Here is a 24,678-nt window from a genome sequence, read left to right on the forward strand (position 1 = left end):
CACCCTGCGCAACCAAGGAGGACTGATGTCCGCATTGCAAAAATGGATCGATTACGAGGAGCGCCGGGCGCTGTTCTGGTGGAAGCCGAAGAACGGCGAGATCAACGTCGGCGATCATCTTTCCAAGATCATCGTCTCCAATGTACTCGGCCAGCGCGACCGCACCTTGCTGGACAAGCGCGACAAACGCACGCGGCTGATCGCGATCGGCTCGGTGCTGCATTTCGCCCGCGACGGCGACACGGTCTGGGGCAGCGGCGTCAACGGCAAGATCCCCGCCGACCGCCATGGCTTCCGCCACCTCGACGTGCGCGCCGTGCGCGGCCCCATGACCCGCGCGTTCCTGCGCGAGCGCGGCCTGCGGGTGCCGGAGGTGTACGGCGACCCGGGCCTGCTGATGCCGCTGTTCTTCCCGCGCGAAGCGCTGGCGCCGGCCCCGGCACGGCGGCCGTTCCTGGTGGTGCCGCATTTCAACGAACCGCTGGAGAAATACGCCGGCTACAAGGACCATCTGGTGCTGCCGAACCGGCAGCCGGCCGCCTTCGTGCGGCAATTGCTCGGTGCCGACCTGATCGTGTCCAGTTCGCTGCACGGCCTGATCCTGGCCGAGGCCTACGGCGTGCCGTCGGTGTACCTGGACTGGGGCAACGGCGAGGACCGCTTCAAGTACGATGACTACTACGCCGGCACCGGCCGCAGCCGCTGGCATGCCGGGCGGAGCGTGGAGGAGTGCGTGACCCTGGGCGGCAATACCGTGTTCGACCTGGCCGCGGTGCAGCGCGGCCTGCTGGAGAGCTTTCCGCATGACCTCTGGTGAGCGCGCCGAGGACGCGGTACTGGCGCTGGGCGGCTATCCGATCCTGCGCAGCACCGAGACCGATTTCGTCGCCACGCTGCTGCAGGCGCTGGCGCGCGGCGAGCGCCGCCAGGTGTTCTTCGCCAACACCAACTTCGTGGTGCAGTGCCAGGCCCTGCGCGAAGGGCTGATGGCGCCGGGCGTGTGCATCGTCAACGACGGCATCGGCATGGAGCTGGGCGCGCTGCTGGTGCACGGCCGCCGCTTCGCCGGCAATCTCAACGGCACCGACCTGATCCCGGCGCTGTGCCGGAAGAGTCCGCGCCCGCTGCGCTTCTTCCTGCTCGGCGGCCGCCCCGGCGTGGCCGAGGCCGCGGCGCGGACCTTGCGGCAGACGCTGGGACAGGAGGTGGTCGGCACCTGCGACGGCTATGCCGAGTTCGCCGCCGCCGGCGCCGGCCTGGCCGCGCGCATCAACGCCAGCGGCGCCGATGTGCTGCTGGTGGCCTTCGGCAATCCGCTGCAGGAGCGCTGGCTGCTGCAGCAGGCCGCGCAGCTGCAGGTGCCGCTGGCGTTCGGCGTGGGCGCGCTGCTGGACTTCCTGTCCGGCACCGCCCGGCGCGCACCGGCCTGGGTGCGTCGGCTGCGCCTGGAATGGATCTATCGTCTGCTGCGCGAGCCGCGGCGCCTGCTCAAGCGCTACAGCTGGGACCTGCTGGTGTTCTTCGCCCTGTGCCTGCGCCATGGTCGGCGCCTGAGCGCGGTGCCGCCCGTGCGCGACTCGCTGCGCCCGTCGTGACCTCGGCCGGCCATGGCCGGGGAAATGGCGTCGCCTGACATCCGCACGGTCATGTGCCGGATTAGACTGGGCGCATGTCCAGCGCCGCCGCTTTCCGAATCGCCGCCCTGGTGCGTGACCTGTCCCTGCTCCCGCACCCCGAAGGCGGGCGCTACGCGCGCGTGCACACCTCGGCCTTGCAGGTGCAACACGAGGAGACGCTGCGCCCGGCCTGCACTGCCATCCGCTTCCTGCTGGCGCACGGCGAGGTCAGCAACTGGCACCGCATCGATGCCGACGAGACCTGGCAATGGGAAGAGGGCGGGGCGCTGGAACTGCTCGGCTTCGATCCGCAGCATGGCCTGCAGCGCTACCGGCTGGATGCCAGCGAGCGCGGCGGCATGCCGTCGGTGGTGATCGCGGCCGGCACCTGGCAGGCGGCGCGTCCGCTGGCCGACTACTGCCTGGTGCGCTGCGTGGTGGCGCCGGGCTTCCTGTGGGAGCGCTTCGAACTGCTGGCGGACACCGATCCGCTGGCCGCGCACCTGCCGAAGCTGGCGGGCTGATGCCGCTGCGGCCGGAGCGCGCGGCGACCGCGCTGCAAGCGGTCGGGCGCCGGATCGGGCCGGCGGTGTGCCTGGCTGCGGCGTTGCTGGCGGCGGGCATGCCCGCCGCGCAGGCGCAGACCGCGGTGCCGGCCGCGCCAACGAATCCACCGGTGGTCGACCTGGAGGCGGTGCTGGTCAGCGGGCGCCAGCCCGGCCCCGGCCTGTGGCAGGTTCGCCGCGGCGACCACGTGCTGTGGATCCTCGGCACGGTGTCGCCGCTGCCCCGGCGCATGCAGTGGGAATCGGGCGAAGTGGAGCGGGTGATCGCCGAATCGCAACAGGTGATTGCGGCGCCGACGGTGACGCTGCATTCGAACCTGGGCATGTTCCGCACCATGTTGCTGCTGCCGTCATTGCTCAAGGCGCGGCGCAATCCCGACGACCGCACGTTGCAGGAAGTCCTGCCGCCCGAGCTGTACGCGCGCTGGCTGCCGCTGAAGGCGCGCTACCTGGGCCGCGACGGCGGCGTGGAACGCTGGCGGCCGGTGTTCGCCGCACAGGAACTGTACGAAGCGGCGATGCGCAAGTCCGGCCTGGTCCTGGGCAGCGTCGTGCAGCCGGTGGTCGAGCGCGCGGCCAAACGCGCCAAGGTGCCGATCGTGCCTGTGGTGGTCGAGGTGAGCGTGCCCGACGCCAAGCACGCGCTGCAGGAATTCCGTGCGACGTCGCTCAACGACAACACCTGCTTTGCGCGCACGCTGCAGGTCATCGACCGCGACCTGGAGACGATGCGCCAGCGCGCCAACGCCTGGGCCATCGGCGATCTGGACACGCTGGCCACGCTGCCCGGCAACGATCAGTACCGGGTCTGCCTGGACGCGGTCGGCGAAGCGGCGATCGCGCGCAAGCTCGGCCTGGGCGACGTGCGCCAGCGTGCGCAGGCGGCGTGGCTGCAGGCGGCCGAGCGGGCGCTGGCGCAGCACCGCTCCAGTTTCGCGGTGCTGCCGATGCGGACCTTGCAGGAACCCGGCGGGCCGCTGGATCGGCTGCGCGCCCGCGGCGACGAGGTGATCGCGCCCTAGGGCGCGTCATCTGGGAGGGATGGGCCGCCCTGGCGTGCGCGCGGTGTCGGGACGCGTGCGGACCGCCTGCGTCGCGTCGCGCAGCAGTCAGTGCAGCAGCGCTCGCGGTGACCGCCGCCGTCAGCCCGCGGCGGTGCGCGGCGCGGTGCCGCTGGCGGCCAGCTGCGGCCAGCGCGCCAGCACCGCGGCGCGGATGCCGGCGGCGTCGATGCCGGCTTCGGCCAGCAACTGCTCGCGGCTGGCGTGATGCTGGAACGCGTCGGGCAGACCCAGGTGCAGGATCGGGCGCAGCACGCCCTCGGCATTGAACAGTTCGGCCACGCCGGCGCCGGCGCCGCCGGCCACCACGTTGTCCTCGATGGTCACGAAGCCGTCGTGGCTCTGCGCCAGTTCCAGCAGCAGCGTCCGGTCCAGCGGCTTGACGAAGCGCATGTTGACCACGCTCAGGCCCAGTTCGCGGCCGACCTGTTCGGCCGCCGCCAGGGTCGCGCCGAACGCCAGCAACGCCACCGTGTGGCCCTGCGCGCGCAGCTGCGCCTTGCCGATCGGCAGGGGCTCCAGCGTGTCGCCCGGGGCGACCCCGGGGCCGGTGCCGCGCGGGTAGCGCACCGCGGCCGGGCCGCGGTGGCGCAGGCCGGTGCTGAGCAGTTGCCGGCATTCGGCTTCGTCGGCCGGCGCCATCACCACCAGGTGCGGCACGCAGCGCAGGAAACTCAAGTCCAGGTTGCCGGCGTGGGTGGCCCCGTCCGGGCCGACCACGCCGCCGCGGTCGATCGCGAACAGCACGTCGAGCTGCTGCAGCGCCACGTCGTGCACCAGTTGGTCGTAGCCGCGCTGCAGGAAGGTGGAGTAGATCGCCACCACCGGCTTGGCGCCGTGCACGGCCATGCCCGCGGCCAGGGTCACCGCATGCTGCTCGGCGATCGCCACGTCGAAGTAGCGCTGCGGGTACTCCTTGCTGAAGCGCACCAGGCCTGAGCCTTCGCGCATCGCCGGGGTGATCGCCAGCAGCGCCGGTTCGGCCGCGGCCATGTCGCAGATCCAGTCGCCGAACACGTCGGTGTAGGTCGGGGCCTTGGCGCCCGGCTTGGGCACCAGGCCCTTGCTCGGGTCGAACGGGCCGACCGCGTGGTAGCCGATCTGGTCGCCCTCGGCCAGCTCGTAGCCCTTGCCCTTGGTGGTGATGACGTGCAGCAACTGCGGACCCTTCAGGGTCTTGAGCGTCTTCAGCGCGCCGAGCAGCGCCGGCAGGTCGTGGCCGTCGATCGGGCCGGTGTAGTGGAAGCCCATTTCCTCGAACAGCGTGGACGGCACGAACATGCCCTTCCAGTGCTCTTCCCAGCGCCGCACGAAGCGCGCGGTGGGGTTGCTCTTCTTGTCGCCGAGGATCTTCTTGCCGCCCTCGCGGATGGCGTTGAGGGTCTTGCTGCCGCTCATCCGCCCCAGCATCTTGGTGACCCCGCCGACCGCCTCGGAGATCGACATGCGGTTGTCGTTGAGGATCACCAGCAGGTTCGGTTCCGGGTCCATGCCGCCGGCGTGGTTCAGTGCCTCGTAGGCCATGCCGGCGGTCATCGCGCCGTCGCCGATCACCGCCACCACCTTGCGCTCATCGCCGCTGCGCTGCAGCGCCACCGCCATGCCCAGCGCGGCCGAGATCGAGGTGGAGGAATGGCCGACGCCGAAGGTGTCGTATTCGCTTTCCTCGCGCTTGGGGAACGGCGCCACGCCATCGGCCTGCTTGACCGTGTGGATGCGGTCGCGGCGCCCGGTGAGGATCTTGTGCGGGTAGGTCTGGTGGCCGACGTCCCAGACCAGCTGATCGACCGGCGTGTCGTACAGGTAGTGCAGGGCCACGGTGAGTTCGATCACGCCCAGTCCGGCGCCGAAATGGCCGCCGCTCTTGCCGACGCACTCGATCAGGAAGGCGCGCAGTTCCTCGGCGATGGCCGGCAGCTCCGCTTCATCGAAGCAACGCAGTTCGGCCGGGACCTGGATGCGCGAGAGGCGCGGATAGCGGGTGGGATCGATCATCGGAATGGAGGTTCAGCGGACCTGTCATTTTCCTCTCCATTCCGGGCACGCGCAATCAACCCGTTCAGTCGCGGGCGCAGGGATGGCCTGTTTCGGCCGGGGTGCGGCAATCCGTCGCAGCGGGCGTGAGGGCGGCGTGACGCCGCGCGGCTAGCGCGACAGCTTGGAGCGCTTCGGCAACTGCGCCTTCAGGAACGACATCTGGTCGGCCAGGATGTTGCGGTTGGACAGGATCAGGTGCTCGATCCAGCTCGGCCGGTACGGTACCGCCAGCAGCGGCATCGACGCCTGCTGCGGGGTGCGGTTGCCCTTGCGCGAATTGCAGTGGAAGCACGCGGTGACCACGTTCTCCCAGGTGTCGCGGCCGCCCTTGGACACCGGCAGCACGTGGTCGCGGGTCAGGTGCGGGCGGCTGAACTGCTGGCCGCAGTACAGGCACAACTGCGCGTCGCGGGCGAACAGCGCGGTGTTGGTCAGGGTCGGGGTGGGGTCGAGCGCGCGCGCGTGCGCATGGCCGCGCGCGGCGATGATCGGATGCAGCTCCAGCACGCTGCGCTCGCCGCTGGCGCGGCAGATGCCGCCGTGGATGTGCAGGCACGGCTCGCCCAGGGTCCAGGCGACCGCGCCGCGCGCGTACAGGCAGGCGGCATCCTGCCAGTTGATCCAGTCCAGCACGCGGCCGTGCGCGTCCAGCGACAGCAGCCGGACCGAAGGCAGGTGGGAAGGGGACGCCGCAGGCGACGGGACCGCGGCCGAGGCGCCGCAGGCCCCGGTATCGATCAGACCAAGCGTTGTTGTGTCTGTCTCCATCGGGAAGACAGCTTATACCCGATTGGTGACGGTTTGTGTATCGGCCCGCGGCGCGCCGTGCAACCCCGACACGGTGTGCGTGCCGGGGCGGCGTTCGGACGTGAATGTGCGCCTCAGAACTGCGCGTCGGCCAGCGCCATCAGCGGCGCGGCGCCGCTGTCGATGGCCGCGGCGTGGGTCAGCATGCGCGGCAGCAGGCGGGCGTAGTAGAAGCGCGCGGTCTCGCGCTTGGACTGCTTGAACGCCTCGCCGTGCGCCGAGGCCTCGGCCGCGGCGACGCTGCGCGCCCACCAGTAGGCCAGCACCACGTAGCCGGAATAGAACACGTAGTCGTAGCTGGCCGCGCCCAGCTCCTCGGGATTGCCGGCGGCGCGCTGCAGGACGCGCTTGGTCAGCGCCGCCCACTCGGCGGCCTTTTCGCGCAGCGGCGCGACGAATTCGGCCACCGCCGGGTTGTCGGCGTGCTCGCTCAGGAACGCCTCGATCTGCGCCAGGAACAGCTTCAGCCCGGCGCCCTGGCTGGCCGCGGTCTTGCGCCCGATCAGGTCCAGCGCCTGGATGCCGGTGGTGCCTTCATAGAGGGTGGTGATGCGCGCGTCGCGGGCCAGTTGCTCCATGCCGTGCTCGTGGATGTAGCCGTGGCCGCCGAAGCACTGCAGTGCGTGGTAGGTGTTCTCCACCGCCCACTCGGTCTGGCAGGCCTTGGAGATCGGGGTGAGGAAGCTGACCAGCACGTCGGCCTGCTCGCGTTCGGCCGGGTCCTGCGCGCTGTGCGCGATGTCGATCAGGGTGGCGGCATGCAGCGCCAGCAGGCGGCTGCCTTCGGTCAGCGCCTTCACCGTCAGCAGCATGCGGCGCACGTCCGGATGCACCAGGATCGGGTCGGCCGGCTTCTCCGGCAGCTTGGCGCCGCTGAGCGAACGCGACTGCAGGCGCTCGCGGGCGTAGCGCAGCGCGTTCTGGTAGGCGCGCTCGGACAGGCCGATGCCCTGCAGGCCCACGCCCAGGCGCGCGGTGTTCATCATAGTGAACATCGCCTGCAGGCCCTTGTGCGGCTGTCCGACCAGGTAGCCCTCGGCGCCGTCGAAGTTCATCACGCAGGTGGCCGAGCCGTGGATGCCCATCTTGTGCTCCAGCGAGCCGCAGCGCAGCGCGTTGCGCTCGCCGACGCTGCCGTCGCGGGCGACCTTGAACTTGGGCACCACCAGCAGCGAGATGCCCTTGGCCCCGGCCGGCGCGTCCGGCAGCCGCGCCAGTACCAGGTGCACGATGTTGTCGGTGAAGTCGTGCTCGCCGGCGGTGATGAAGATCTTGGTGCCGCTGACCGACCAGCTGCCGTCGGCGTTGGGCTCGGCGCGGGTCTTGAGCAGGCCCAGGTCGGTGCCGCAGTGCGGCTCGGTCAGGCACATGGTGCCGGTCCAGCGGCCGTCCACCAGCGGCTTCAGGAACACCTCCTGCTGCCAGGCCTCGCCGTGCTGCTTGAGCGCCTCGACCGCGCCGTGCGACAGCAGCGGGAAGTTGCCCCAGGCCAGGTTGGCGGCGTTGACCATCTCGTTGAGCGGCACGCCCAGGGTGTGCGGCAGGCCCTGGCCGCCGAACTCGGCGGCGGCGGTCAGCCCGGTCCAGCCGCCCTCGGCGAACTGTCGGTAGGCCTCGCGGAAGCCGGGCGCGGTGGTCACCGCGCCGGTGGCCTTGTCCAGGGTGCAGCCGTGCTCGTCGCCGACCCGGTTCAGCGGCGCCAGCACCGTGCCGGTGAAGCGCGCCGCTTCCTCCAGCACCGCGTCGATCAGTTCGGCGTTGGCGTCGGCATGGCCCAGGCGGGCGAACAGCGCCTCCACCTGCAGCACGTCGTGCAGTGCGAAGCGGAGATCGGTCAACGGGGCTTGATAGGTGCTCATGCGATCGCTCGTGACGGGGCCGCGGCGCGGCCGAGGTCGCCAGGATACTATGGCGTATGGAGTGTGCGCAGCCGCGGCGAAGGCGCGGGCGCGCGGCGTCGTTCAGTCGAGCAGGCCGTGGCGGACCGCGTAGCGCACCAGTTCGGCGGTATTGCGCATGCCCAGCTTGTTGAGCACGCGGAAACGGTGGTTCTCGGCGGTCTTGACGCTGATCTGCAGCACCCGCGCGATCTCCTTGGTGGTGCGACCCTCCACGATCAGGTGGAACACCTCGCGTTCGCGCGCGGTCAGGCTGCGGTAGGGGTCCTGCGGCAGCGCCTGCGGCTGCTGCATCTGCGTCACCAGCGCTTGCGCGGCCTGCGGCGAGAAGTGGCCGCGGCCGGCGTGCAGGTTGCGCACCGCGGCGATCAGGTCGGCGCTGGCGCTGTCCTTGAGCAGGTAGCCGGAGGCGCCGGCGCGCACCGCGTGCAGCACGTACTCGTGTTCCTCGTGCATGGTCAGCACCAGGATCCGCGCCAGCGGCACGGTCTCGCACAGCCGCCGGACCACGTCGATGCCGTTGAGCCGCGGCATGGAGATGTCCACGATCGCCACGTCCGGGCGGGTCGCCTCGGCCTTGGCCAGCGCCTCGATGCCGTCGGCGGCCTGCGCCACCACCTGGATGCCGGCGACGGCGTCGAGCACGGCGACCAGGCTTTCGCGCACCAGGGTGTGGTCGTCGGCGATGAGGACACGGATCGGCGCGGTCATGCCGGTCCGCTCCCGTGGCGTTGGCCGGGGGCGGCGGGAGGCCGCCGTCGCGGGGCCGGTCGCGGCGTGTGCAGCGCCGCGCGGGCGTCGGAATGGGGCAGGGCGGGCGCGTTCAATCGGCCTCCAGCGGAACCCGGATCTGCACGCAGCAGCCCTCGCCCGGGGACGATTGCAGGCGCAGGCTGCCGCCGCTCAGGCGTAGGCGTTCGCGCAGGCCGCTCAGGCCGCTGCCGCCGGCGGTCAGCGCCCGCTGCGGATCGCAGCCGCGGCCGTCGTCGAGCACCTGCAGGTGCGCCCAGCCGTCGCGGGCGACCAGCCGCAGCAGCACCGATTGCGCGCCCGAGTGCTTCAGCGCATTGGTCAGCGCCTCCTGCGCGCTGCGGAACAGCAGGGTCTGCAGCGCTTCGTCCAGCGCCGGCAGCGGCCCGATCTCCACCGCCACCGGGGTGGCGCCGGCGGCGGACTGGCTGCGGCCCAGCCAGCCGAGCGCGGCCTCCAGTCCCAGGTCGTCGAGAATCGGCGGGCGCAGCAGCCGCGACATCTGCCGGGTGTCCTCCAGCGCCTGCGTGCACAGGTGGATGGCGTCCTCCAGCGGCGCGCGCAGCGCCGCATCGGCGCCGCCGAGCGCCGCGCCGAGCTGCGCCAGCCGGTGCTTGAGCACGGTCAGGTTCTGGCCGACGCCATCGTGCAGCTCGCGCGCCAGGCGCCGGCGCTCGTCCTCCTGGACCTTGACCACGGCGCGGCCGAGGCGGCGGAACTCGCGTTCGTTGGCTTCCAGGCGCTGCAGCAGCAGGCGGTAGCGTTCGGCGGCGGTCGTGGCGGCCTCGCTCATGGGGTGGTTCCTGCGCGCGCGACATCTGAACCGCTGGCGGCCTGCGCGGCGGCGCGGCGGGCACGTTGCGCGGCATCGGCGTCGCCGAGCGCCTGCAGGCGCTGCGCGGCCTGGGTGTGCAGCGCCGCGGCGAACAGCGGAGTGCCGCGCAGCAGCAGGGCCTGCGCCTGCGCGTAGCGCGCCGCCACCTGGTCGGCCGCGCCATAGCGCAGCGCCTGCTGCAGAAAGCGCAGGCGCAGCCCGGCATTGCCCAGGCGCGCGACGTCGCCCTCCAGCGCGGCCAGGGCGGGTTCGTCGTGCGCCGCCTGCACCTGCACCTGCAGTTGCAGCAGGCGGGTGCCGCTGGCGCGCGCCAGCGCCTCGGCCTGGCGCAGCGCGGTGGCGGCCGCGGCGCTGTCGCCGTCGCGTTCGGCCAGTTGCGCCTGCAGCAGCGCGGCGCTGGCGCGCTGTTCGCTGGACACCGAGGCGGGCGCTTGCCGCTGCACCTGCTGCAGCGCCAGCCGTGCCTGCGCCCGGTCGTCCAATGCCAGCCACACTTGCGCGCGCAGCAGGGCGATGTCGGTCTGGCCGCGCTGGTCGCGGCTCTGCTGGAACAGCCGTTGCGCCTGGTCCAGTTCGGTCAGCGCCACCCCGCGCTGGCCTTGCCAGAACGCCAGTTCGGCCAGGTTGCGCCGGCTCACCGCCACCTCCTCGAGCATCTGGTGGCGCTCGGCCTCGCGCAGCGCCTGGGTCAGCAGGGTATGCGCCTGCGTCCAGTGGCCGCGCGCGGTGGCCAGCAGGCCGAGATTCTGCGCGGTGCGCACGCGGCCGGTGGCGTCGTTGAGGTCGGCATAGGCGCGCGCGGCCTGTTCCCAGAACGCCTGGGCGCTGTCCAGGTCGCCCAACTGGAAATGCGCGAAACCGATGTTGTTGAGGGTCTCGGCCACGCCGAGCGCATCGCCGAGCGCGCGCCAGGCCGACAGCGCGCCGCGGAACGCCTGCAGCGCCTGCGGGTAGTCGCCGCGCTCCTCGGCCAGCAGGCCGAGTTCGTTGGCGGCCGCGGCCTGGCCGTTGCGGTCGCCCAGTTCGGTGTACAGCGCCTGCGCCTGGCGCAGGTGCTGTTCGGCCTCGGCGAAGGCGCCGCCGATGCTGAGGGTGCCGGCCAGGTTGCGCAGGCTGGTGGCGACGCCGCGGCGATTGCCGACCTGCCGGCGCAGCTCCACGGCGCGCAGGTATTGCGCCTGCGCCTGCTGCGCCAGACCGAGGCGGCCGTAGCCCACGCCCAGTGCGTTCACCGTCTCCGCTTCGCCATAGAGGTCGCGCCCGCGGCGGAACAGCAGCTGCGCGCGCAGCAGGTCGTCGTCCACCGCGGTGGCGGCGTTGCCGCTGAGGATCGCCAGCTTGCCCAGCGCCAGCCACAGCCGCGGATCGTCGGGATCGCGCTGCGCCAGCGCGCGCAACCGGCCGCGCGCCGTGTCCAGGTGGCCGGCCTGCGCCTGGATGCGCGCGTACTGCAGTTGCACCACGCTGTCGTCGGGCCGGGCCGTGGCCAGCGCCTGCCAGGCGCGGTCGGCGGCGGCGAGATCGTCTTCGGCTTCCAGGCGCAGCGCCGCCAGCAGCGCCAGGGTGCGCGGCCGCGCCGGCGCTGCGGGCACGGGCGCGCTCAACGCCTCGTGTGCCTTCTGTTCCTCGCCGATGGCCTGCGCCGCCGTCACCTCGGCCAGGCGCAGCGGCGCGGAGTGCGGGGCCTGCGCGCTGGCCGCGGCGAACTGCTGCAGCGCCTGCGCGCTGTCGTCGTGCTGCTGCGCCGCCAGGCCGCGCGCGTAGGCCTGCAGCGCGGCGGGCGCGGGGAGGTCGTCGGGCAGGGCGGTGCCATCGCGAAGCAGTGCCCTGGACGCGATCGGCAACCAGGCGGCATAGGCCGCGGCCGGATCGGCGGCGACCGGCCCGTCCAGGCGTTGCGGCGCGCCGCTGGCCGGAGACAGCAGCGCCTGCAGGCGCCAGCCGGCGCCCTGGCGTTGCAGGCTCGGCTGCAGCACGCGTTGCGCCGAGGCGAGCCGGCGCAGCGCCGCCACGTCCAACGGCGCCTGGCCGGTGGGGTCGTACTGGCGCAGCGCCTGGCGGGTGCGTTCGTCGTCGACCACGGTCAGCGTTTCGCCGAGGCTGCCGCGCAACCAGGCGCCGAGCGCCAGGCGTTGTTCGGCGCTGGCCGGATCGCCGGCCAGCGGAAGGACCAGCAGGCGCGGCAGCGGTTGCACCGCGGCCACCGGCGGCGGCGTGCTGGCGCGTTGCGCGTGCCATTGCCAGGCGCCGGCGCCGAGCAGGGCGGCGCCGGCCAGGGTCGCGGCCAGGCCCAGCCCGATCCGGCGCCAGCGCCGGCGATCGCGCGGCAGTTGCCGCCGCTCGATCGCCGCGATCACCTCGCCGGCGTGCTGCAGCCGGTCGCGCGGCTGCGGGCGCAGCAGCCGCTGCAGCAGCCGCACCAGCCAGGCCGGCGCGTCGGCGCGCAGCCGGTCCACCGGCGGCGGCTCGCGCAGCATGCGTTGGGCCAGGGTCTCGGACAGGGTGCCGCCGGCGAACGGCACCTGCCCGGCGAGCATTTCGTACAGGATCAGGCCCAGCGTATAGAGGTCGCTACGCGGGTCGAGCGGATCGCCGCGCGCCTGTTCCGGCGACAGGTAGGCGGGCGTGCCGATGACGTTGCCGAGGGTCGCGCCGAGGCCGCTGCTGGCCATCGAACAGGCCACGCCGAAGTCGCTGATCAGCGCATCGCCGCCGCGCTGCAGCAGGATGTTGGCCGGCTTCAGGTCGCGGTGCACGACGCCGCGCGCATGCGCCGCCTGCAGGCCGCGGGCGATGTCGCCGGCGATGCGCAGGGCGCTGTCCAGGTCCAGCCGTTCCTCGCGCTGCAGCCGCGCCTCCAGCGACTCGCCATCCACGTAGTCCATGCTGATCAGCCAACGCCCGGCGTGTTCGGCCAGGTCGTGGATCCGCACCACGTGCGGGCTGGAGACCTGCCGCGCCAGCAGCAGTTCCTGGCGGAAGCGGGCGAACGCCTGCGGCCGCTGCGCCAGTTCCGGGCGCAGCAGCTTGACCGCCACGTCGATGCCCAGCGCCTGGTCGTGGGCCAGGTACACCAGGCCCATGCCGCCGATGCCGAGCAGGCGCTCGATGCGGAAGCGGCCGGCCAGCACGTCGCCCGTGGCCAGGCTTTCCTGCGCGTACAGGCCGGTGGACGTGGCGGCGTCGCTCATGCCGGCCCGGGTTCCGCGCCGGCGTCGCGCAGCGCCTGGCGCGCGGCGATCCACAGCGCCGCGCGCTCGCAGAAGGCCTCGAGCAACTGCATGTCCAGCGCGCCGATGGCGCTGCCGGCGCGGCGGCTGTCGGCATAGATCGCACCGATCACGCGCGCGCCGTCGCGTAGCGGCAGGCACAGCACGGTGCGCAGGTCGGCGGCGCAGACCGAGGCGCGCTCGGCCAGCCACGGCACGCCGCCGACGTCGTGGGCCACGGTGGCCTGGCCGTGGCGCAGGGCGCGCTGCAGGGCTCCTTCGCTGCCGGCCAGACCGCGCTGCAGCGGCAGCGGCCCGGTGCCGTGGCTGGCCGCGACGCGCTGGCCCTGGGGCTCGGCCAGGACCAGCACGCCGCGTTCGGCCTGGGCCAGTTCGACCACCGCCTCCAGGCTGGCGCCGAGCAGGTCGTCGAGTCCGCCGAGCTGGGCCAGGCCCTGGGTGAGTGCGGTGGCGCGGTCGCAGCGGGCGCGCTGGCGGTGTTCGGCCAGTTCGGCGTCGGCCGCGCTGAGCGGAGCGAACTCGGCGTAGATATCGCCGAAGCGCAGCCAGGTCGCCGTCTCCAGCGCGATCGGCGCGGCCACGCGCACCCCGTCGCGGAAGCTGCCGTTCTTGCTGCCCAGGTCGTGCAACTGCCAGTGGCCGTCGGCCTGTGGCTGCAGTTGCGCGTGCCAGCGCGACACGGAGGGGTGTTGCAGCGCCAGCGCGTTGTCCGCGGCACGGCCGATCGCCAGGGTCTGCCCGGCGGCGAGCAGCAGCGTCGGTGCCGGCGCGTCGGGCAGGTAGGCGGTCAGGCGCGCGGGCATTGCGGGATGTCCTCCGTCGCGGCGCGCGTGGCCGGTCCAGCCGCGCTCAAGGCGCGTAGAGACGTTGGTAGTCGATGGAGAAGCGTAGCGTCGCGGCGCCGGCCAGCAGTTCGCCTGCGGGATTGCCCACGCTCATGCCGGCGTGCCAGGTCTGCGCGATGCCTTGGCCGGCGCGCGCCGACACCTGCTCGCGGAACCCGTCCAGCGCCACCGTGGCGGCGCTGTAGTCGGTGTTGGCCAGTGCGCTCTGCACGCTGTCCAGCAGGGGCGTCAGCGGCGCCGCCTCGCTGGCGGGCAACTGTGCCACCAGCGCCCGCAGGCGGCTCAGCTTGGTGGCCACCACGTTGGCGGTCGGGCGCAGGTCGTGGAGCACGATGAACTGCGAGAAGCCGCCGGTGGTGCCGCGGGCGCGGACGCTGCCGGGGGCGATCTCGTCGGTGATGTCGCGGAAATCGCCGCCCTCCGGTGCCTTGAACAGGCGCAGGGTGCTGCCGGCGGTGTAGGTCAGTGCATGCGTGTGCAGTTCGACATGCACGATCCGTCGGAACGACAGGCCGCCGCTCGGCGGCGGCGCCACCGTGATCAACAGCGGCAGCTGCGACGGCACCTGGCCGGCCTGCGCGTCGGGCAGGCGCGGCAGCAGCGCGGTGACCTGGGCCGGGCTCAGCAGTTCCGCGCTCAGGCCCAGATTGCCCGGGCTGAGGTCGCTGACGCTGTCGAACTCCAGCGTCAGCTCCGCCAGCGGGTGCGGGCCGGCGCCGATCGCCGCCGTCGCCACATTGCCGCTCACGTCCACCTGCACCGGCAGCGGTTGCGCGGCGAGCCCGCCGGACGCCGCCACGGCGCAGAGCAGCAGGCAAACTCTTGCGAACATCGTGTGCATCTGAAACGTGTGCATCTGAAACCCCCTGTTGCATGTGCCGACGCCGCGCACCGCAGCCGCGTCCCTCCCGGCACCGCGGCGCGGCAGCTGCCTTCGTCCCGATCATACCGATCCGTTCGCGCGATGCACGCGGTCCTGGGTGTTTCCACTCATACCCACTAGGGGCGATCCCGGATAGGCGCCGCCGCGCCGCCGGTTCAGTCTGCAGTCACCCACCCGTCATGGGCCACCAACCGGAGATTCCAGATGTCCATCCGTCGTCCCGCACTCGCCATCGGCATCTGCGCCGTCCTCGCCAGCGGCGTCTTCGCCGGCGGCAAGGCCGAAGCCGCCGCACATCTTGACAGCCTGCTGGAGTCCAAGCTGGCCAACGCGCCGCTGACCGACGAGCTGGAGATCGTCATCACCTACAAGCAGTCCAAGCCGGTCTCGGCGGCGCAGCTGACGGTCCTGCACGACCTGGGCATCACCCGTGGCGTCAGCATGCAGACCCTGCCGATCGCCGGTGCGCTGGCCACGCCGGAGGAGATCCTGGCACTGGCCGAGCGCGACGACGTCGCCTCGATCTACTACAACGCGCCGCTGCGCTATTTCAACCAGGAGGCCCGCGAGGCCACCGGCGTCAACCGCGCGCAAAGCCATCCGGGCGATTTCGGCCGCACCGTGCCGTTCACCGGCCGCGGCGTCGGCGTGCTGATCAACGACTCGGGCATCGACGCCACCCATCGCGACCTCGCCTACGGCGACCGCGTGGTGCAGAACGTGCTGGCCAACACCAATCTCCACAATCTGGATTCCATGCTGCCGGTCACCTACCTGGAGGGCGTGCCGAATACCGACGCCGGCTCCGGCCACGGCACCCACTGCGCCGGCACGGTCGGCGGCAACGGCGCCCAGTCCGGCGGTACCTACCGCGGCGTGGCGACCGGCGCCAGCCTGGTCGGCTACGGTTCCAGCGGCGTGCTGCTGATCCTGGACGCGGTCGGCGGCCTGGATTACGCGGCCTCGCACCAGCACAGCTTCAAGGATCCGATCCGCGTCACCAGCAATTCCTGGGGCACGTCCGGCAAGTTCGACCCGGCGGACCCGGTCAACGTGGCGACCTACGAACTGTACAAGCGCGGCATCGTCAGCGTGTTCGCCGCCGGCAACGACGGTCCCAAGGAAGACACCCACAATCCGTACGCGCAGGCGCCGTGGGTGATCTCGGTCGCCGCCGGCAACAAGGACGGCACCCTGGCCGACTTCTCCTCGCGTGGCAAGGCCGGCGAGCGCGACACCTTCACCACCGCCGACGGCAAGACCTGGACCCACATCAACGAGCCCAGCATCACCGCGCCGGGCGTGGACATCATCTCCACCCGTGCCTCCACCGGCCTGTTGCCGCCGCTGGCGGCGCAGAAGGACGCCAAGCTGATCGCGGCGACCCAGTTGCCGTTCTACACCACCATGAGCGGCACCTCGATGGCCACGCCGCACGTGGCCGGCGTGGTGGCGCTGCTGCTGGAGGCGAATCCGAACCTGACCCCGGACCAGGTCAAGGACCTGATCGAACGCACCGCGACCAAGATGCCTGGACGCGCCTCCTGGGAAGTCGGCGGCGGTTATCTCAACGCCTACTCGGCGCTGCTCGAGGCCAGCAAGAAGTAATCCGGGCCGGGCGGACGCCGACGTCCGCCCGCGCTACCGCGCAAGTGCAACCGCGCGTGATGCCTGCGCTTGCGCTGTAGTCGGTGCGCCGTCCTTGGCCGACGGCGTGCAGCTCCACCCGCATGACTGGCGTCGTCGACGCCCTCGCGGCTGCCTTCGATCACGCTGTCGGTGTGGGGCAGCGCAATCGGCCGGCCGCCGCGGTCCCCCCGTGCTGGGGCGTGCGGGGTTCCAGCGTTCCCGGAATGGCGTTCGGGAATCGGTGGGGCCCCGCACGTCCCGCATTCTTTTTTGCGTCGCGCTGCGCCGCATGCCTCGGACCGGCCGGTCGCCGCCGGATCCGGTCTTTCTCGCATGTCGATCACCGCTGCCCGGAACGTGCGCTGTCCGGGTTCCGTTCGCGGTATTCGCTGATCACGCGCCGTGACCCTGCCGCAGGCAGCCGAGCGCTACCGCTCGCCGGGCAAGGGCGGCCAGGCCGTCGTTCAGGGCGTGGCCGCTTGTACCTGCGCAACGGGATGGACGAACAGCGCCCGCTCTCGCCAACGCTGTCGCGTCGCCGAAGCCAACGTTGTCATCGACGCATCGCACGCGACGACACGGCGTGGTGGCATGCCTGCCATGCCGCGCGCGGACCGAGGCAGCGTGTGCCGGCGTCTCCCGGCGTGCGCTGGCGGACCTGTGCCAGGGGCAGTCTCGACCAGGCAAGGTGCCTGAGATGCCTGTGCGCGCCGCCGGTGTTCGGTGGCCACGTCCCCGTGGTGGCTGGGCACGCTCGGCTGAGTGTTTCCACCCGGTCGCGCTGGGTGCGATGCCGGATTGGCCGCGTATCGGGATGGCCGGCACGCTTCGGCCACCGCCCATTACGGGCCTCGACGATCCGGGGATTTTGCAATGTCCATTCGCCGTCCCATTCTTGCCATCGGCATCTGCGCCGTGCTTGCCGGCGCTACATTCGCCGGCGACGCCCTGGCCGCCGCCCATCTGGACCAGTTGCTGGAGGCCAAGCTCGCCGGCGCGCCGGCCAGCGACGAACTGCAGATCGTGATCACCTACGACCAGTCCGGGCCGGTCTCCGCCTCGCAGCTCACCGCGCTGCACGCGCTGGGCATCACCCGCGGGATCACCATGCGCACGCTGCCGATCGCCGGCGCGCTGGCCACGCCGGCGGAGATCCGCGCGCTGGCGCAACGCGACGACGTCGCCTCGATCTACTACAACGCGCCGCTGCGCTACTTCAACAAGGAAGCGCGCGAGCTGACCGGCGTGGACCGCGCGCAGGGCAATCCCGGCGATTTCGGCCGCGCGCTGCCGTACAGCGGCCGCGGCGTCGGGGTGATGATCAACGACTCGGGCATCGATGCCACCCATCGCGATCTGGCCTACGGCACCCGCGTCGTGCAGAACGTGCTGGGCACCACCAACCTGGCCAACGTCGATGCGATGCTGCCGATCACCTATGTGGAGGGCGTGCCCAATACCGACCTCGGCTCCGGCCATGGCACGCATTGCGCCGGCACGGTCGGCGGCACCGGCGCCCAGTCCAACGGCGACTACCGCGGCGTGGCGACCGGCGCCAGCCTGGTCGGCTACGGATCCGGCGCGGTGCTGCTGATCCTGGACGCGGTCGGCGGCCTGGACTATGCGGCCACGCACCAGTTCAGCTTCAAGGATCCGATCCGCGTCACCAGCAACTCTTGGGGCTCGTCCGGCAAGTTCGATCCGCAGAACCCGGTCAACGTCGCCACCTACGCCTTGTACAAGCGCGGCATCGTCAGCGTGTTCGCCGCCGGCAACGACGGCCCCGACGAGGACACGCACAATCCGTACGCGCAGGCGCCGTGGGTGATTTCGGTGGCCGCCGGCGAGAAGGACGGCACGCTGGCCGACTTCTCCTCGCGCGGCAAACGCGGCGAGAGCGGCAGCTTCACCATGGCCGACGGCAAGACCTGGACCTATCTGAACGAGCCGACGATCACCGCACCCGGCGTGGACATCGTCTCCACCCGCGATTCCACCGGCGCGCTGCCGCCGCTGGCCGCGGAAAAGGACAGCAAGCTGATCGCGCCGGCCCAGCTGCCGTTCTACACCACGATGAGCGGCACTTCGATGGCCACGCCGCACGTGGCCGGCATCGTCGCGCTGCTGCTGGAGGCCAATCCGGACCTGACCCCGGACCAGGTCAAGGACCTGCTCGAACGCACCGCCACCAACATCCCCGGCCGCACCTACTGGGAGGCCGGCGCCGGTTACGTGAACGCCTATGCCGCGCTGCTGGAAGCCAGCAAGCAGCGCAGCGGCTTCGGCAAGACGGTCAATGCGCTGCATCCGTTCAACAGCAACGCGCTGGTGCTGCCCGGCGGCAGCCAGCCGTTCGAGGTGCAATTCTCGCCGGTGGGCACGCCGCAGACCCAGGCGTTCACCGTCGGCAAGGACGTCGCCTGGGTCAGCGCCAAGGCCACCATCGACGCCAACACCCAGGCGCTGGTGCTGACCGATCCGGACGGCGTCAGCCACGGCTCGCCGATCGCGCTGCCGCTGCTGGGCAGCACGGTCAGCGTCGGGGCGCCGGGCAAGCCGGGCACCTGGACCATCAGCGTGCGCGGCATCGGATCGATCGGCGGCGTGCAGGTGGCGCCCAAGGGCAGCAACGGCGTGGCGGCCCCGGGCACGGTGCGCGGCACCCTGAGCTTCCTGCTGAGCGGCGGCTACACCGGTCTCAACGACGTGGCCAGCGGCGATCGCGATCGCGGCGCGGTCGAGTACGCGGTCGCCAACCGCTTGATCGACGGCTATGCCGATGGCCTGTTCCGCCCGCAGAATCCGCTCAAGCGCTCGGAGTTGGCGCGCTATCTGGTAATGGGCGCCGGCGTGCGCCAGGCGTTGCCGGCCACGCCCAGCTTCAGCGGGCTCGGTCGCAACGACCCGGCCTATCCGTTCGCCGAGGCGGCGGTGGGCAAGGGCGGGGTGCTGCGCGACCTGCAGCAGAACCAGGCGGCGGTGATGGGGCTGGTCGCGGGCGATTTCCGTCCCAACGATGCCGTCAGCAAGCTGCAGCTGGCGTATTCGCTGGTGCAGGCGCTGGGCCTGCAGACGCAGGCGCTGGCCTTCGACGGCACGCTGTCGGTCAGCTACAACAACCAGCGCCTGCCGATCGAGGACGTGGCGGCGATCCCGAGCAATCTGCGCGGCTACGTGCAGCTGGCGCTGGATGCCGGCATCCTCAACGCGCGCTTCGCGGTGACCCAGGGGCCGCAGGACCTGTCGCCGACCCTGCATGCGTACTTCGATCCCGGCAGCGCGGTGTCGCGCAGCGGCTATGCGGTGATCGCCGGGCGCTTCCTCGGGGTCAATCGGCAGGCCAAGGACTGAGGACCGCGGTCAACGCAACGAGGCCATGCGCGCAGGTGCAACGCCTGCGCCATGGACCGGTGCCCAGCTGCAGGCGCTTGGCACCGGCATCCTAGTAACACGCTGTTTTCACTGCTTCGCGGGTTCCGTCGTTGCAATCGTGGGAGCGGCTTCAGCCGCGACAGGCGTTCCCGGCCAGGCGCGTCGCGACTGAAGCCGCTCCTACACACGCGCCTTGCTCACGCAGGTGCAACGCCTGCGCCGTGACTAGCGTTCCGCTGCAGGCGCTTGGCACCGGCACTTCCAGTAACGCGCTGTTGCCGCGGCTTCGCGGGATCCGTCGTTGCAACCGTAGGAGCGGCTTCAGCCGCGACGGTTTACCGGGAATGCCCGTCGCGGCTGAAGCCGCTTCTACGGGACGCGTCCTGGCGATAGTAGCGGTACCCTGAAGCCGCGCCTGCACACGCGCCTTCCCTGATGATGGGAAGCGCGCATGGGCGCCGCATCAGTCCTGCCGCGGATGCACGCTGACCGTGGCGGTCATGCCGGCAGCGAGCAGGGTGCCCTGCGGCACGCTGGCCGGGTCGATGCGGATGCGTACCGGCACGCGCTGCGCCAGGCGGATCCAGTTGAAGGTGGGGCTGACGTCGGCCAGCAGCGAGCTGCCGGTGGGGTTGTCGCTGTCGGCGATGCCGCGGGCGATGCCCTCGACCTGGCCGTGCAGCATCACGCCACCGCTCATCAGGCGGATGTCGGCGCGGTCGCCGACATGGACGCGCGGCAGCTTGGTCTCCTCGAAGTAGCCGTAGATCCACATCGCGTCGTCGCGCACCAGCGCCAGGCGGGCGCCGCCGGCCTGGGCGTAGTCGCCCACGCGCACGTCCAGATTGGTGATGTAGCCGTCGGCGGTGGCGCGGACCTGGGTGCGCTGCAGATCCAGCTCGGCCAGGTCGAGCGCGGCCTGCGCCTGCTCCACGGTGGCCACCGCCTGCGCCTGCGCCGCGGTGGCTTGCCCGCGCAGTGCCGCGCTGCGGTGCACGTCGGCCTGGGCCGAACGCGCGGTGGCTTCGGCGTCCGAGCGCGCTTCGGCCGAGATCACCGCCGCGGCGCGCGCGCGCCGTTCGGCCTGGGCGCGGCGCATCTGGAACTCGGCTTCGCTGGCCGCCTGGGTGGCCGCCGCCGCCGACAGACTGGCGCCGGCCGCGCGTGCCTGCGCCTGCGCGACCGCGAGGTTGGCGCGGGCCTTCTCCAGGGCCAGTTCGTAGCGCTTGCGGTCCACGCTGAACAACAGGTCGCCGCGCTTGACGTGCTGGTTGTCGCGCACCGCCACCGCATCGACCAGGCCGGAGACGTCCGGCGCGATCCGCACCACTTCCGCGCGAACGCGGCCGTCGCGGGTCCAGGGCGAGAGCATGTAATGGCGCCACAGCGCATGCGCCAGCAGGGCGGCGACCAGCACCACGATGGCGGTCAGGGCGAAACGGATCAGGGCAGGGGTCTTCATGGCGGGACTCAGGGAAGAAGAAGCAGGCCGAGCGCGGCGAACGCGCCCACGTAGAGGGCCAGACGGAACAGGGCCGGATGCCAGGCATAGCGGTACAGGCCGGCGCGGCCGGCGACCGCGTCCAGCGCCCAGGCGACCAGCAGCAGGGCGGCCGCCACCAGCAGCAGGCCGGGCACATAGACGCCGGCGATCGACACTTCAGCGGGCAGCTGCATCGCTGGCTCCTGACGAGGTAGGGGAAGGGGCGGAGTCGCCGGCGAGGGCGGCGAGGACGGAGTCGGCGTCGAGCAATGCGCTGCGTACCAGGTGCAGATGTTCGCGGGTCGGTTTCCAGCGCAGCGGCACCTCGCCGTTCGGGCAACTGGCTGCCAGCGCGGCCTCGACGCGCTGCAGCGCCACGCGATGCCGCTCCGGCGATGGCGTCTGATACAACTGGGCCATGGCCTGCACCACCGCATCCACCGCCGACGCCAGCTCCGCCGGCAGCGCGCCGGCGTCGGCATCGTGGCGCAGATCGACCAGGACGCGGCAGGTCTCGTGCACCGCCAGCGCCCAGCCGAGCAATTCGCGCATTTCGTCGCTGTCGGCCGGCGTGTGCGCCACGATCTGCTGGAACAGGTCGCGATTGACGCTCTCCAACTGCAACGCCAGTCCCGGCAACGGCGCGCGCGCCGCCAGCACCGTCTGCCGCCGCAACCGCTCCAGCAGGCGCCGGCGCTGCCACGGGGTGCCGATCACCGGCGGCAGGAGGAGGAACGCGGCCCACACGGCCAGCGACCCCAACAGTGTCGGCATCACGTTGTTGAAGGTGGCGCTGGCGTTGAAGGTGGGCGTGGCCTGCACGCCCAGGACCGTGATGAAGGCGAGATTGCCGCCGGTGGCGAAGCCGAACAGCGCTGGTTTCGAAGCCAGATACAGGAGCAGCAGCAGGAACGGCGCCGTGCCCGCTACGAACAGCAAGTACCCGTCCATCTGCGGCAGCACTATCAGTTGGCAGACCACGCCAAGGGTCAGGCCGAACACGAAGCCTTTGAACAGCGAGCGAGCGGCGCTCGGCGCGTTGGCGCTGGAGGACAGGATGGCGTTCAGCGCCGCGGCCATCAGCACCGCGGTGGAGCCGCTGACCCAGCCGGCGTTGAGCCACAGCCAGCAGAGCGACGCCACCAGCAGGGCCGCCCGCAACGCGGTCAGCGCCGCCGCCGCGTAGTCGTTGCCGCGCACGAACACGGCGGTGTCGCCACGGTCCTGCGGCGTGCGCCATTGCTGCGGCGCGGCCAGGGTCGCCTCGGTCGCCACGTAGTCGTGCAGATCGGCGAAGAAACGCCGCAGCAGCGAGACCCCGGTGTCGAAGCTCTCGTGCTGTGCCGCGGCCAGCGGTGCCCGCGCTTCGGCCGCACGCGTCGCCAGCGCATCGCGGCAGGCGGCCAGCTTGCGTGCCGTCGCGGCGGCCCCCTCGCGCCCGCCGCGGTCGCTGAGCGCGGCCTTGAGCGGCCGGTACAGGCCGATCAGCGCCTTGGCCACGTCGGCGGCGCCATTGCGCAGCAAGCGGTTGATGTAATGGTGCAGCGCCTGGAAGCTGGTCGACACTGCCATGAAGCGCTGGTTGAGCAGGCGCAGCCGCCCGCTGCGCGCGCGTGCTTCCGGATCCTCGAACACCACCGAACTGCGCAGGTCCTCGATGGTCACCGCGTCGCGCACGAAGCGCAGGTGCGCCTGCTCCATCGCCTTGCGCGGCAGCTGCCCGCCGGTGGCGTCGCGGACGAAGTCCAGGAAGCCGTCGGAGGCGCGGCGCACGGTGTCGCGCAGGGTCTGGCGCAGCCGGCTGGGAAACACCACGTCGCTGACGATGCCGGTCACCAGCAGCCCCAGCAGCACCTCGGTCACCCGCGCCACCACCAGGTTGAACACGTTCTGCGGCTGGTTCACCGCCGGCAGCGCGATCAGCGCCACGGTGTAGCCGGACAACACGAAGGCGTAGGCCTTGAAGTTGCGGTACAGCAGCGCACCGCCGGTGCAGGCGCCGATCCACAGCGACAGCGCCAGCAGGAACAGGACCGGCTCCTGCGGGAACAGCGCCGCCATGGTCAGCGCCGCGACGCTGCCGATCAGCGTGCCCAGCACCCGATAGAACGCCTTCGCGAAGACCATGCCGGTCTGCCGGTGCATCACCACCACCACGGTGATCATCGCGGTCATCGGCGAGGCCAGATCCAGGCGCAGCGCGATCCACCCGGCCAGATAGATCGACAGCAGGGAGCGCAGCACGAACAGCCAGGCCTCGCCTTCGCCGCGCAGGGCATCGGCCAGCAGCGTGCGCAGGCCCGGCGCGGTCTCGGCGGGCACGGGATTGGGCCGGGGCGCGCTCATGCGGCGTCCTCGACGCCGCGCAGCAAGGCCTTCAGCAGCGTCTGCAACTGCGCCATCGCCGCCGGATCCAGATGCTGGACATAGGCGTCGAGCTGGGCGCACAGCGCCGGGATCAACGCTTCGATCAGGCGCTCGCCGGCGTCGGTCAGGCGCAGCAACAGCATGCGCCGGTCCTCGGCGCTGGGCGTGCGCTGGATCAGGCCCTTGTCGACCAGTTGCGTGGTGAGACGGGTGATGTTGGCGGACTTCTCGCCGGCCGCGTCGCTGAGCTGGGACGGATTCAAGGTCCCGTCCGCGCTGGCGTCGATCATCATCAAGACGTTGTATTCGGCATAGGTCAGGCCGTAGGGCCGCAGCACCTCGTTGCTCTGGTCCAGGCTCAGCTTGTGCAGCAGCTTGATCAGCCGCAGCAGCAGCGCCGCTTCGCGCGGGAAGGGCGGATGCTTGCGCGCGGTCACGTCCAGGCGCTGCTCGGTGGCGGCAAAGCGACTCATGGCCGGCTCGGGTTCTTGTACATATATAGATAATACATTTGTGTATTAATTTTATGGTAATGCTGGCTGAACGCGGTCGGCGCCAGGGACGCAGATGTGAACAGCGCACGCGCGGACGGGCCTGCGCCGAAGCGGCGGCGCGCTAGCGTGCCGAGGGGCAGGTCGAGAAGGTGCCTGTATCCGGTGAAGCGCAGGTCGACGCGCAGGCGCGCGCTGCGCCCCGGAGGCCGGGGCGTCGTGTTAGAGCGAGCGGAGCAGGGGGCGCTTCAGCGCCACCGCGTGGTCAGCGCAGCACGCCGTCCAGGCCGGGCGCCGGCGAGAGCATGTTGCGGGTGTCGATGTCGAAGCTGCGCTGCTTCTTGTCTTCCGGGGTCGCGGCGATGCTGCCCTTGAGGGTGTACTCCAGGCTGCGGCGGCCGGCCAGGGCATCGGCAACGACCAGGCGCGCGCTGGAACTGGGCCGCAGCGCGATGCTCACCACGTCCGCCGTCTCCGGGCCGATCGAGATGCCGGGGGCGGCCTGCAGGCTGCCGGCCGCTTCGCCCCCCACGCCCAGGTCCAGGCGCAGGGTGTCGTAGCGCATCGGGATGCTGCTGTAGTTCTGCAGGCGCAGTTCCACCTTCCAGCTGCCGTCCATGTTGACCGTCAGCTGCTGCACGCTGGCGGCCGGGTCGGACACGCGCCGCACGATGCCGTCGCTGCAGGCGCCGAGCAGGGCGGTGCACAACACGAGCAAGCCGAGGCGGAGCGGGTGACGCATGGGCGGAATCCACGGAAGGGAAGACCGGCGAAGACTACACCACAGCCCCGCATGCCGTGGTAGCGC

19 protein-coding genes are annotated in these 24,678 nt (G+C 71.6%); 6 read left to right on the top strand and 13 right to left on the bottom strand.

The window, feature by feature from the left end; translation table 11 throughout:
- Positions 1-25 precede the first annotated feature (25 nt).
- From AC1PME_RS08300 to AC1PME_RS08315, 4 genes are all read left to right on the top strand, one after another.
- Entirely contained in the window at positions 26-817 is a 792-nt protein-coding gene (locus AC1PME_RS08300; protein WP_429002508.1) for a polysaccharide pyruvyl transferase family protein, read from the top strand.
- Positions 804-1,595 carry a WecB/TagA/CpsF family glycosyltransferase gene (locus tag AC1PME_RS08305; protein ID WP_481097837.1) on the top strand — a complete coding sequence of 264 codons (792 nt, stop codon included), beginning with the start codon at positions 804-806 and terminating at the stop codon, positions 1,593-1,595. The genes AC1PME_RS08300 and AC1PME_RS08305 overlap by 14 nt, the downstream gene beginning before the upstream one ends.
- A 74-nt stretch (positions 1,596-1,669) precedes the next feature.
- Positions 1,670-2,140, top strand: a complete 471-nt coding sequence (locus AC1PME_RS08310; RefSeq protein WP_254461122.1) for a cupin domain-containing protein — start codon at positions 1,670-1,672, stop codon at positions 2,138-2,140.
- Complete coding sequence (locus AC1PME_RS08315) at positions 2,140-3,204, top strand: TraB/GumN family protein (protein WP_481097838.1); 1,065 nt, start codon at positions 2,140-2,142, stop codon at positions 3,202-3,204. Before AC1PME_RS08310 ends, AC1PME_RS08315 begins: the two co-directional genes overlap by 1 nt.
- A 120-nt stretch (positions 3,205-3,324) precedes the next feature.
- Here the strand turns inward: AC1PME_RS08315 and dxs are convergent, their stop codons facing one another.
- The 8 genes from dxs to AC1PME_RS08355 all read right to left on the bottom strand — a co-directional run bounded on the left by dxs (position 3,325) and on the right by AC1PME_RS08355 (position 14,486).
- Positions 3,325-5,238 (bottom strand): 1-deoxy-D-xylulose-5-phosphate synthase, encoded by a 1,914-nt coding sequence (dxs, locus tag AC1PME_RS08320; protein ID WP_481097839.1) that lies wholly within the window; start codon positions 5,236-5,238, stop codon positions 3,325-3,327.
- A gap of 150 nt (positions 5,239-5,388) precedes the next feature.
- Positions 5,389-6,048 (bottom strand): HNH endonuclease, encoded by a 660-nt coding sequence (locus tag AC1PME_RS08325; protein WP_307549840.1) that lies wholly within the window; start codon positions 6,046-6,048, stop codon positions 5,389-5,391.
- A gap of 113 nt (positions 6,049-6,161) precedes the next feature.
- On the bottom strand, positions 6,162-7,946 hold the full coding sequence (locus tag AC1PME_RS08330; RefSeq protein ID WP_481097840.1) for an acyl-CoA dehydrogenase C-terminal domain-containing protein: 1,785 nt from the start codon (positions 7,944-7,946) through the stop codon (positions 6,162-6,164).
- Positions 7,947-8,048: 102 nt separating this feature from the next.
- Positions 8,049-8,696, bottom strand: coding sequence for a response regulator (locus tag AC1PME_RS08335; RefSeq protein WP_254461127.1), 648 nt, complete (start codon positions 8,694-8,696; stop codon positions 8,049-8,051).
- 112 nt (positions 8,697-8,808) lie between these two features.
- Entirely contained in the window at positions 8,809-9,528 is a 720-nt protein-coding gene (locus AC1PME_RS08340) for a sensor histidine kinase (protein WP_481097841.1), read from the bottom strand.
- A complete protein-coding gene (locus tag AC1PME_RS08345; RefSeq protein ID WP_481097842.1) occupies positions 9,525-12,761 on the bottom strand; it encodes a protein kinase domain-containing protein in 3,237 nt (1,078 codons plus the stop codon). Before AC1PME_RS08345 ends, AC1PME_RS08340 begins: the two co-directional genes overlap by 4 nt.
- Positions 12,758-13,603 carry an FHA domain-containing protein gene (locus tag AC1PME_RS08350; protein WP_307549848.1) on the bottom strand — a complete coding sequence of 282 codons (846 nt, stop codon included), beginning with the start codon at positions 13,601-13,603 and terminating at the stop codon, positions 12,758-12,760. The genes AC1PME_RS08345 and AC1PME_RS08350 overlap by 4 nt, the downstream gene beginning before the upstream one ends.
- Before the next feature lie 46 nt (positions 13,604-13,649).
- Entirely contained in the window at positions 13,650-14,486 is an 837-nt protein-coding gene (locus AC1PME_RS08355) for a DUF6689 family protein (RefSeq protein ID WP_481097843.1), read from the bottom strand.
- Between the two features lie 246 nt (positions 14,487-14,732).
- Here AC1PME_RS08355 and AC1PME_RS08360 point away from each other — a divergent pair, with 246 nt between their 5' ends.
- Together AC1PME_RS08360 and AC1PME_RS08365 are read left to right on the top strand one after the other, a co-directional pair.
- Positions 14,733-16,136, top strand: coding sequence for a S8 family serine peptidase (locus AC1PME_RS08360; protein WP_481097844.1), 1,404 nt, complete (start codon positions 14,733-14,735; stop codon positions 16,134-16,136).
- Positions 16,137-17,030: 894 nt separating this feature from the next.
- Positions 17,031-19,508, top strand: coding sequence for a S8 family serine peptidase (locus AC1PME_RS08365; RefSeq protein ID WP_481097845.1), 2,478 nt, complete (start codon positions 17,031-17,033; stop codon positions 19,506-19,508).
- A 484-nt stretch (positions 19,509-19,992) separates the two neighbouring features.
- Here the strand turns inward: AC1PME_RS08365 and AC1PME_RS08370 are convergent, their stop codons facing one another.
- The 5 genes from AC1PME_RS08370 to AC1PME_RS08390 form a co-directional block, all read right to left on the bottom strand.
- The gene (locus AC1PME_RS08370; RefSeq protein ID WP_254461134.1) at positions 19,993-20,991 is read right to left on the bottom strand and encodes an HlyD family secretion protein; all 999 of its coding nucleotides are present in this window, start codon (positions 20,989-20,991) and stop codon (positions 19,993-19,995) included.
- An 8-nt stretch (positions 20,992-20,999) separates the two neighbouring features.
- Positions 21,000-21,206 (bottom strand): DUF1656 domain-containing protein, encoded by a 207-nt coding sequence (locus AC1PME_RS08375; RefSeq protein WP_254461135.1) that lies wholly within the window; start codon positions 21,204-21,206, stop codon positions 21,000-21,002.
- A complete protein-coding gene (locus AC1PME_RS08380; RefSeq protein WP_481097846.1) occupies positions 21,190-23,358 on the bottom strand; it encodes an FUSC family protein in 2,169 nt (722 codons plus the stop codon). Before AC1PME_RS08380 ends, AC1PME_RS08375 begins: the two co-directional genes overlap by 17 nt.
- Positions 23,355-23,852: a MarR family winged helix-turn-helix transcriptional regulator gene (locus tag AC1PME_RS08385; RefSeq protein ID WP_254461137.1), complete on the bottom strand. Its 498-nt coding sequence runs from the start codon at positions 23,850-23,852 to the stop codon at positions 23,355-23,357. The genes AC1PME_RS08380 and AC1PME_RS08385 overlap by 4 nt, the downstream gene beginning before the upstream one ends.
- Positions 23,853-24,135: 283 nt before the next feature.
- Positions 24,136-24,612 carry an LEA/WHy family protein gene (locus tag AC1PME_RS08390; RefSeq protein ID WP_481097847.1) on the bottom strand — a complete coding sequence of 159 codons (477 nt, stop codon included), beginning with the start codon at positions 24,610-24,612 and terminating at the stop codon, positions 24,136-24,138.
- Between the last annotated feature and the right edge of the window lie 66 nt (positions 24,613-24,678).

The organism is Xanthomonas sp. NCPPB 901 (assembly GCF_056725085.1).

Coding starts and splice junctions, on each gene's coding strand:
- AC1PME_RS08300 (WP_429002508.1), top strand. CDS start 26: ATGTCCGCATTGCAAAAATGGATCGATTACGAGGAGCGCCGGGCGCTG.
- AC1PME_RS08305 (WP_481097837.1), top strand. CDS start 804: ATGACCTCTGGTGAGCGCGCCGAGGACGCGGTACTGGCGCTGGGCGGC.
- AC1PME_RS08310 (WP_254461122.1), top strand. CDS start 1,670: ATGTCCAGCGCCGCCGCTTTCCGAATCGCCGCCCTGGTGCGTGACCTG.
- AC1PME_RS08315 (WP_481097838.1), top strand. CDS start 2,140: ATGCCGCTGCGGCCGGAGCGCGCGGCGACCGCGCTGCAAGCGGTCGGG.
- dxs (WP_481097839.1), bottom strand. CDS start 5,238: ATGATCGATCCCACCCGCTATCCGCGCCTCTCGCGCATCCAGGTCCCG.
- AC1PME_RS08325 (WP_307549840.1), bottom strand. CDS start 6,048: ATGGAGACAGACACAACAACGCTTGGTCTGATCGATACCGGGGCCTGC.
- AC1PME_RS08330 (WP_481097840.1), bottom strand. CDS start 7,946: ATGAGCACCTATCAAGCCCCGTTGACCGATCTCCGCTTCGCACTGCAC.
- AC1PME_RS08335 (WP_254461127.1), bottom strand. CDS start 8,696: ATGACCGCGCCGATCCGTGTCCTCATCGCCGACGACCACACCCTGGTG.
- AC1PME_RS08340 (WP_481097841.1), bottom strand. CDS start 9,528: ATGAGCGAGGCCGCCACGACCGCCGCCGAACGCTACCGCCTGCTGCTG.
- AC1PME_RS08345 (WP_481097842.1), bottom strand. CDS start 12,761: ATGAGCGACGCCGCCACGTCCACCGGCCTGTACGCGCAGGAAAGCCTG.
- AC1PME_RS08350 (WP_307549848.1), bottom strand. CDS start 13,603: ATGCCCGCGCGCCTGACCGCCTACCTGCCCGACGCGCCGGCACCGACG.
- AC1PME_RS08355 (WP_481097843.1), bottom strand. CDS start 14,486: ATGCACACGATGTTCGCAAGAGTTTGCCTGCTGCTCTGCGCCGTGGCG.
- AC1PME_RS08360 (WP_481097844.1), top strand. CDS start 14,733: ATGTCCATCCGTCGTCCCGCACTCGCCATCGGCATCTGCGCCGTCCTC.
- AC1PME_RS08365 (WP_481097845.1), top strand. CDS start 17,031: ATGTCCATTCGCCGTCCCATTCTTGCCATCGGCATCTGCGCCGTGCTT.
- AC1PME_RS08370 (WP_254461134.1), bottom strand. CDS start 20,991: ATGAAGACCCCTGCCCTGATCCGTTTCGCCCTGACCGCCATCGTGGTG.
- AC1PME_RS08375 (WP_254461135.1), bottom strand. CDS start 21,206: ATGCAGCTGCCCGCTGAAGTGTCGATCGCCGGCGTCTATGTGCCCGGC.
- AC1PME_RS08380 (WP_481097846.1), bottom strand. CDS start 23,358: ATGAGCGCGCCCCGGCCCAATCCCGTGCCCGCCGAGACCGCGCCGGGC.
- AC1PME_RS08385 (WP_254461137.1), bottom strand. CDS start 23,852: ATGAGTCGCTTTGCCGCCACCGAGCAGCGCCTGGACGTGACCGCGCGC.
- AC1PME_RS08390 (WP_481097847.1), bottom strand. CDS start 24,612: ATGCGTCACCCGCTCCGCCTCGGCTTGCTCGTGTTGTGCACCGCCCTG.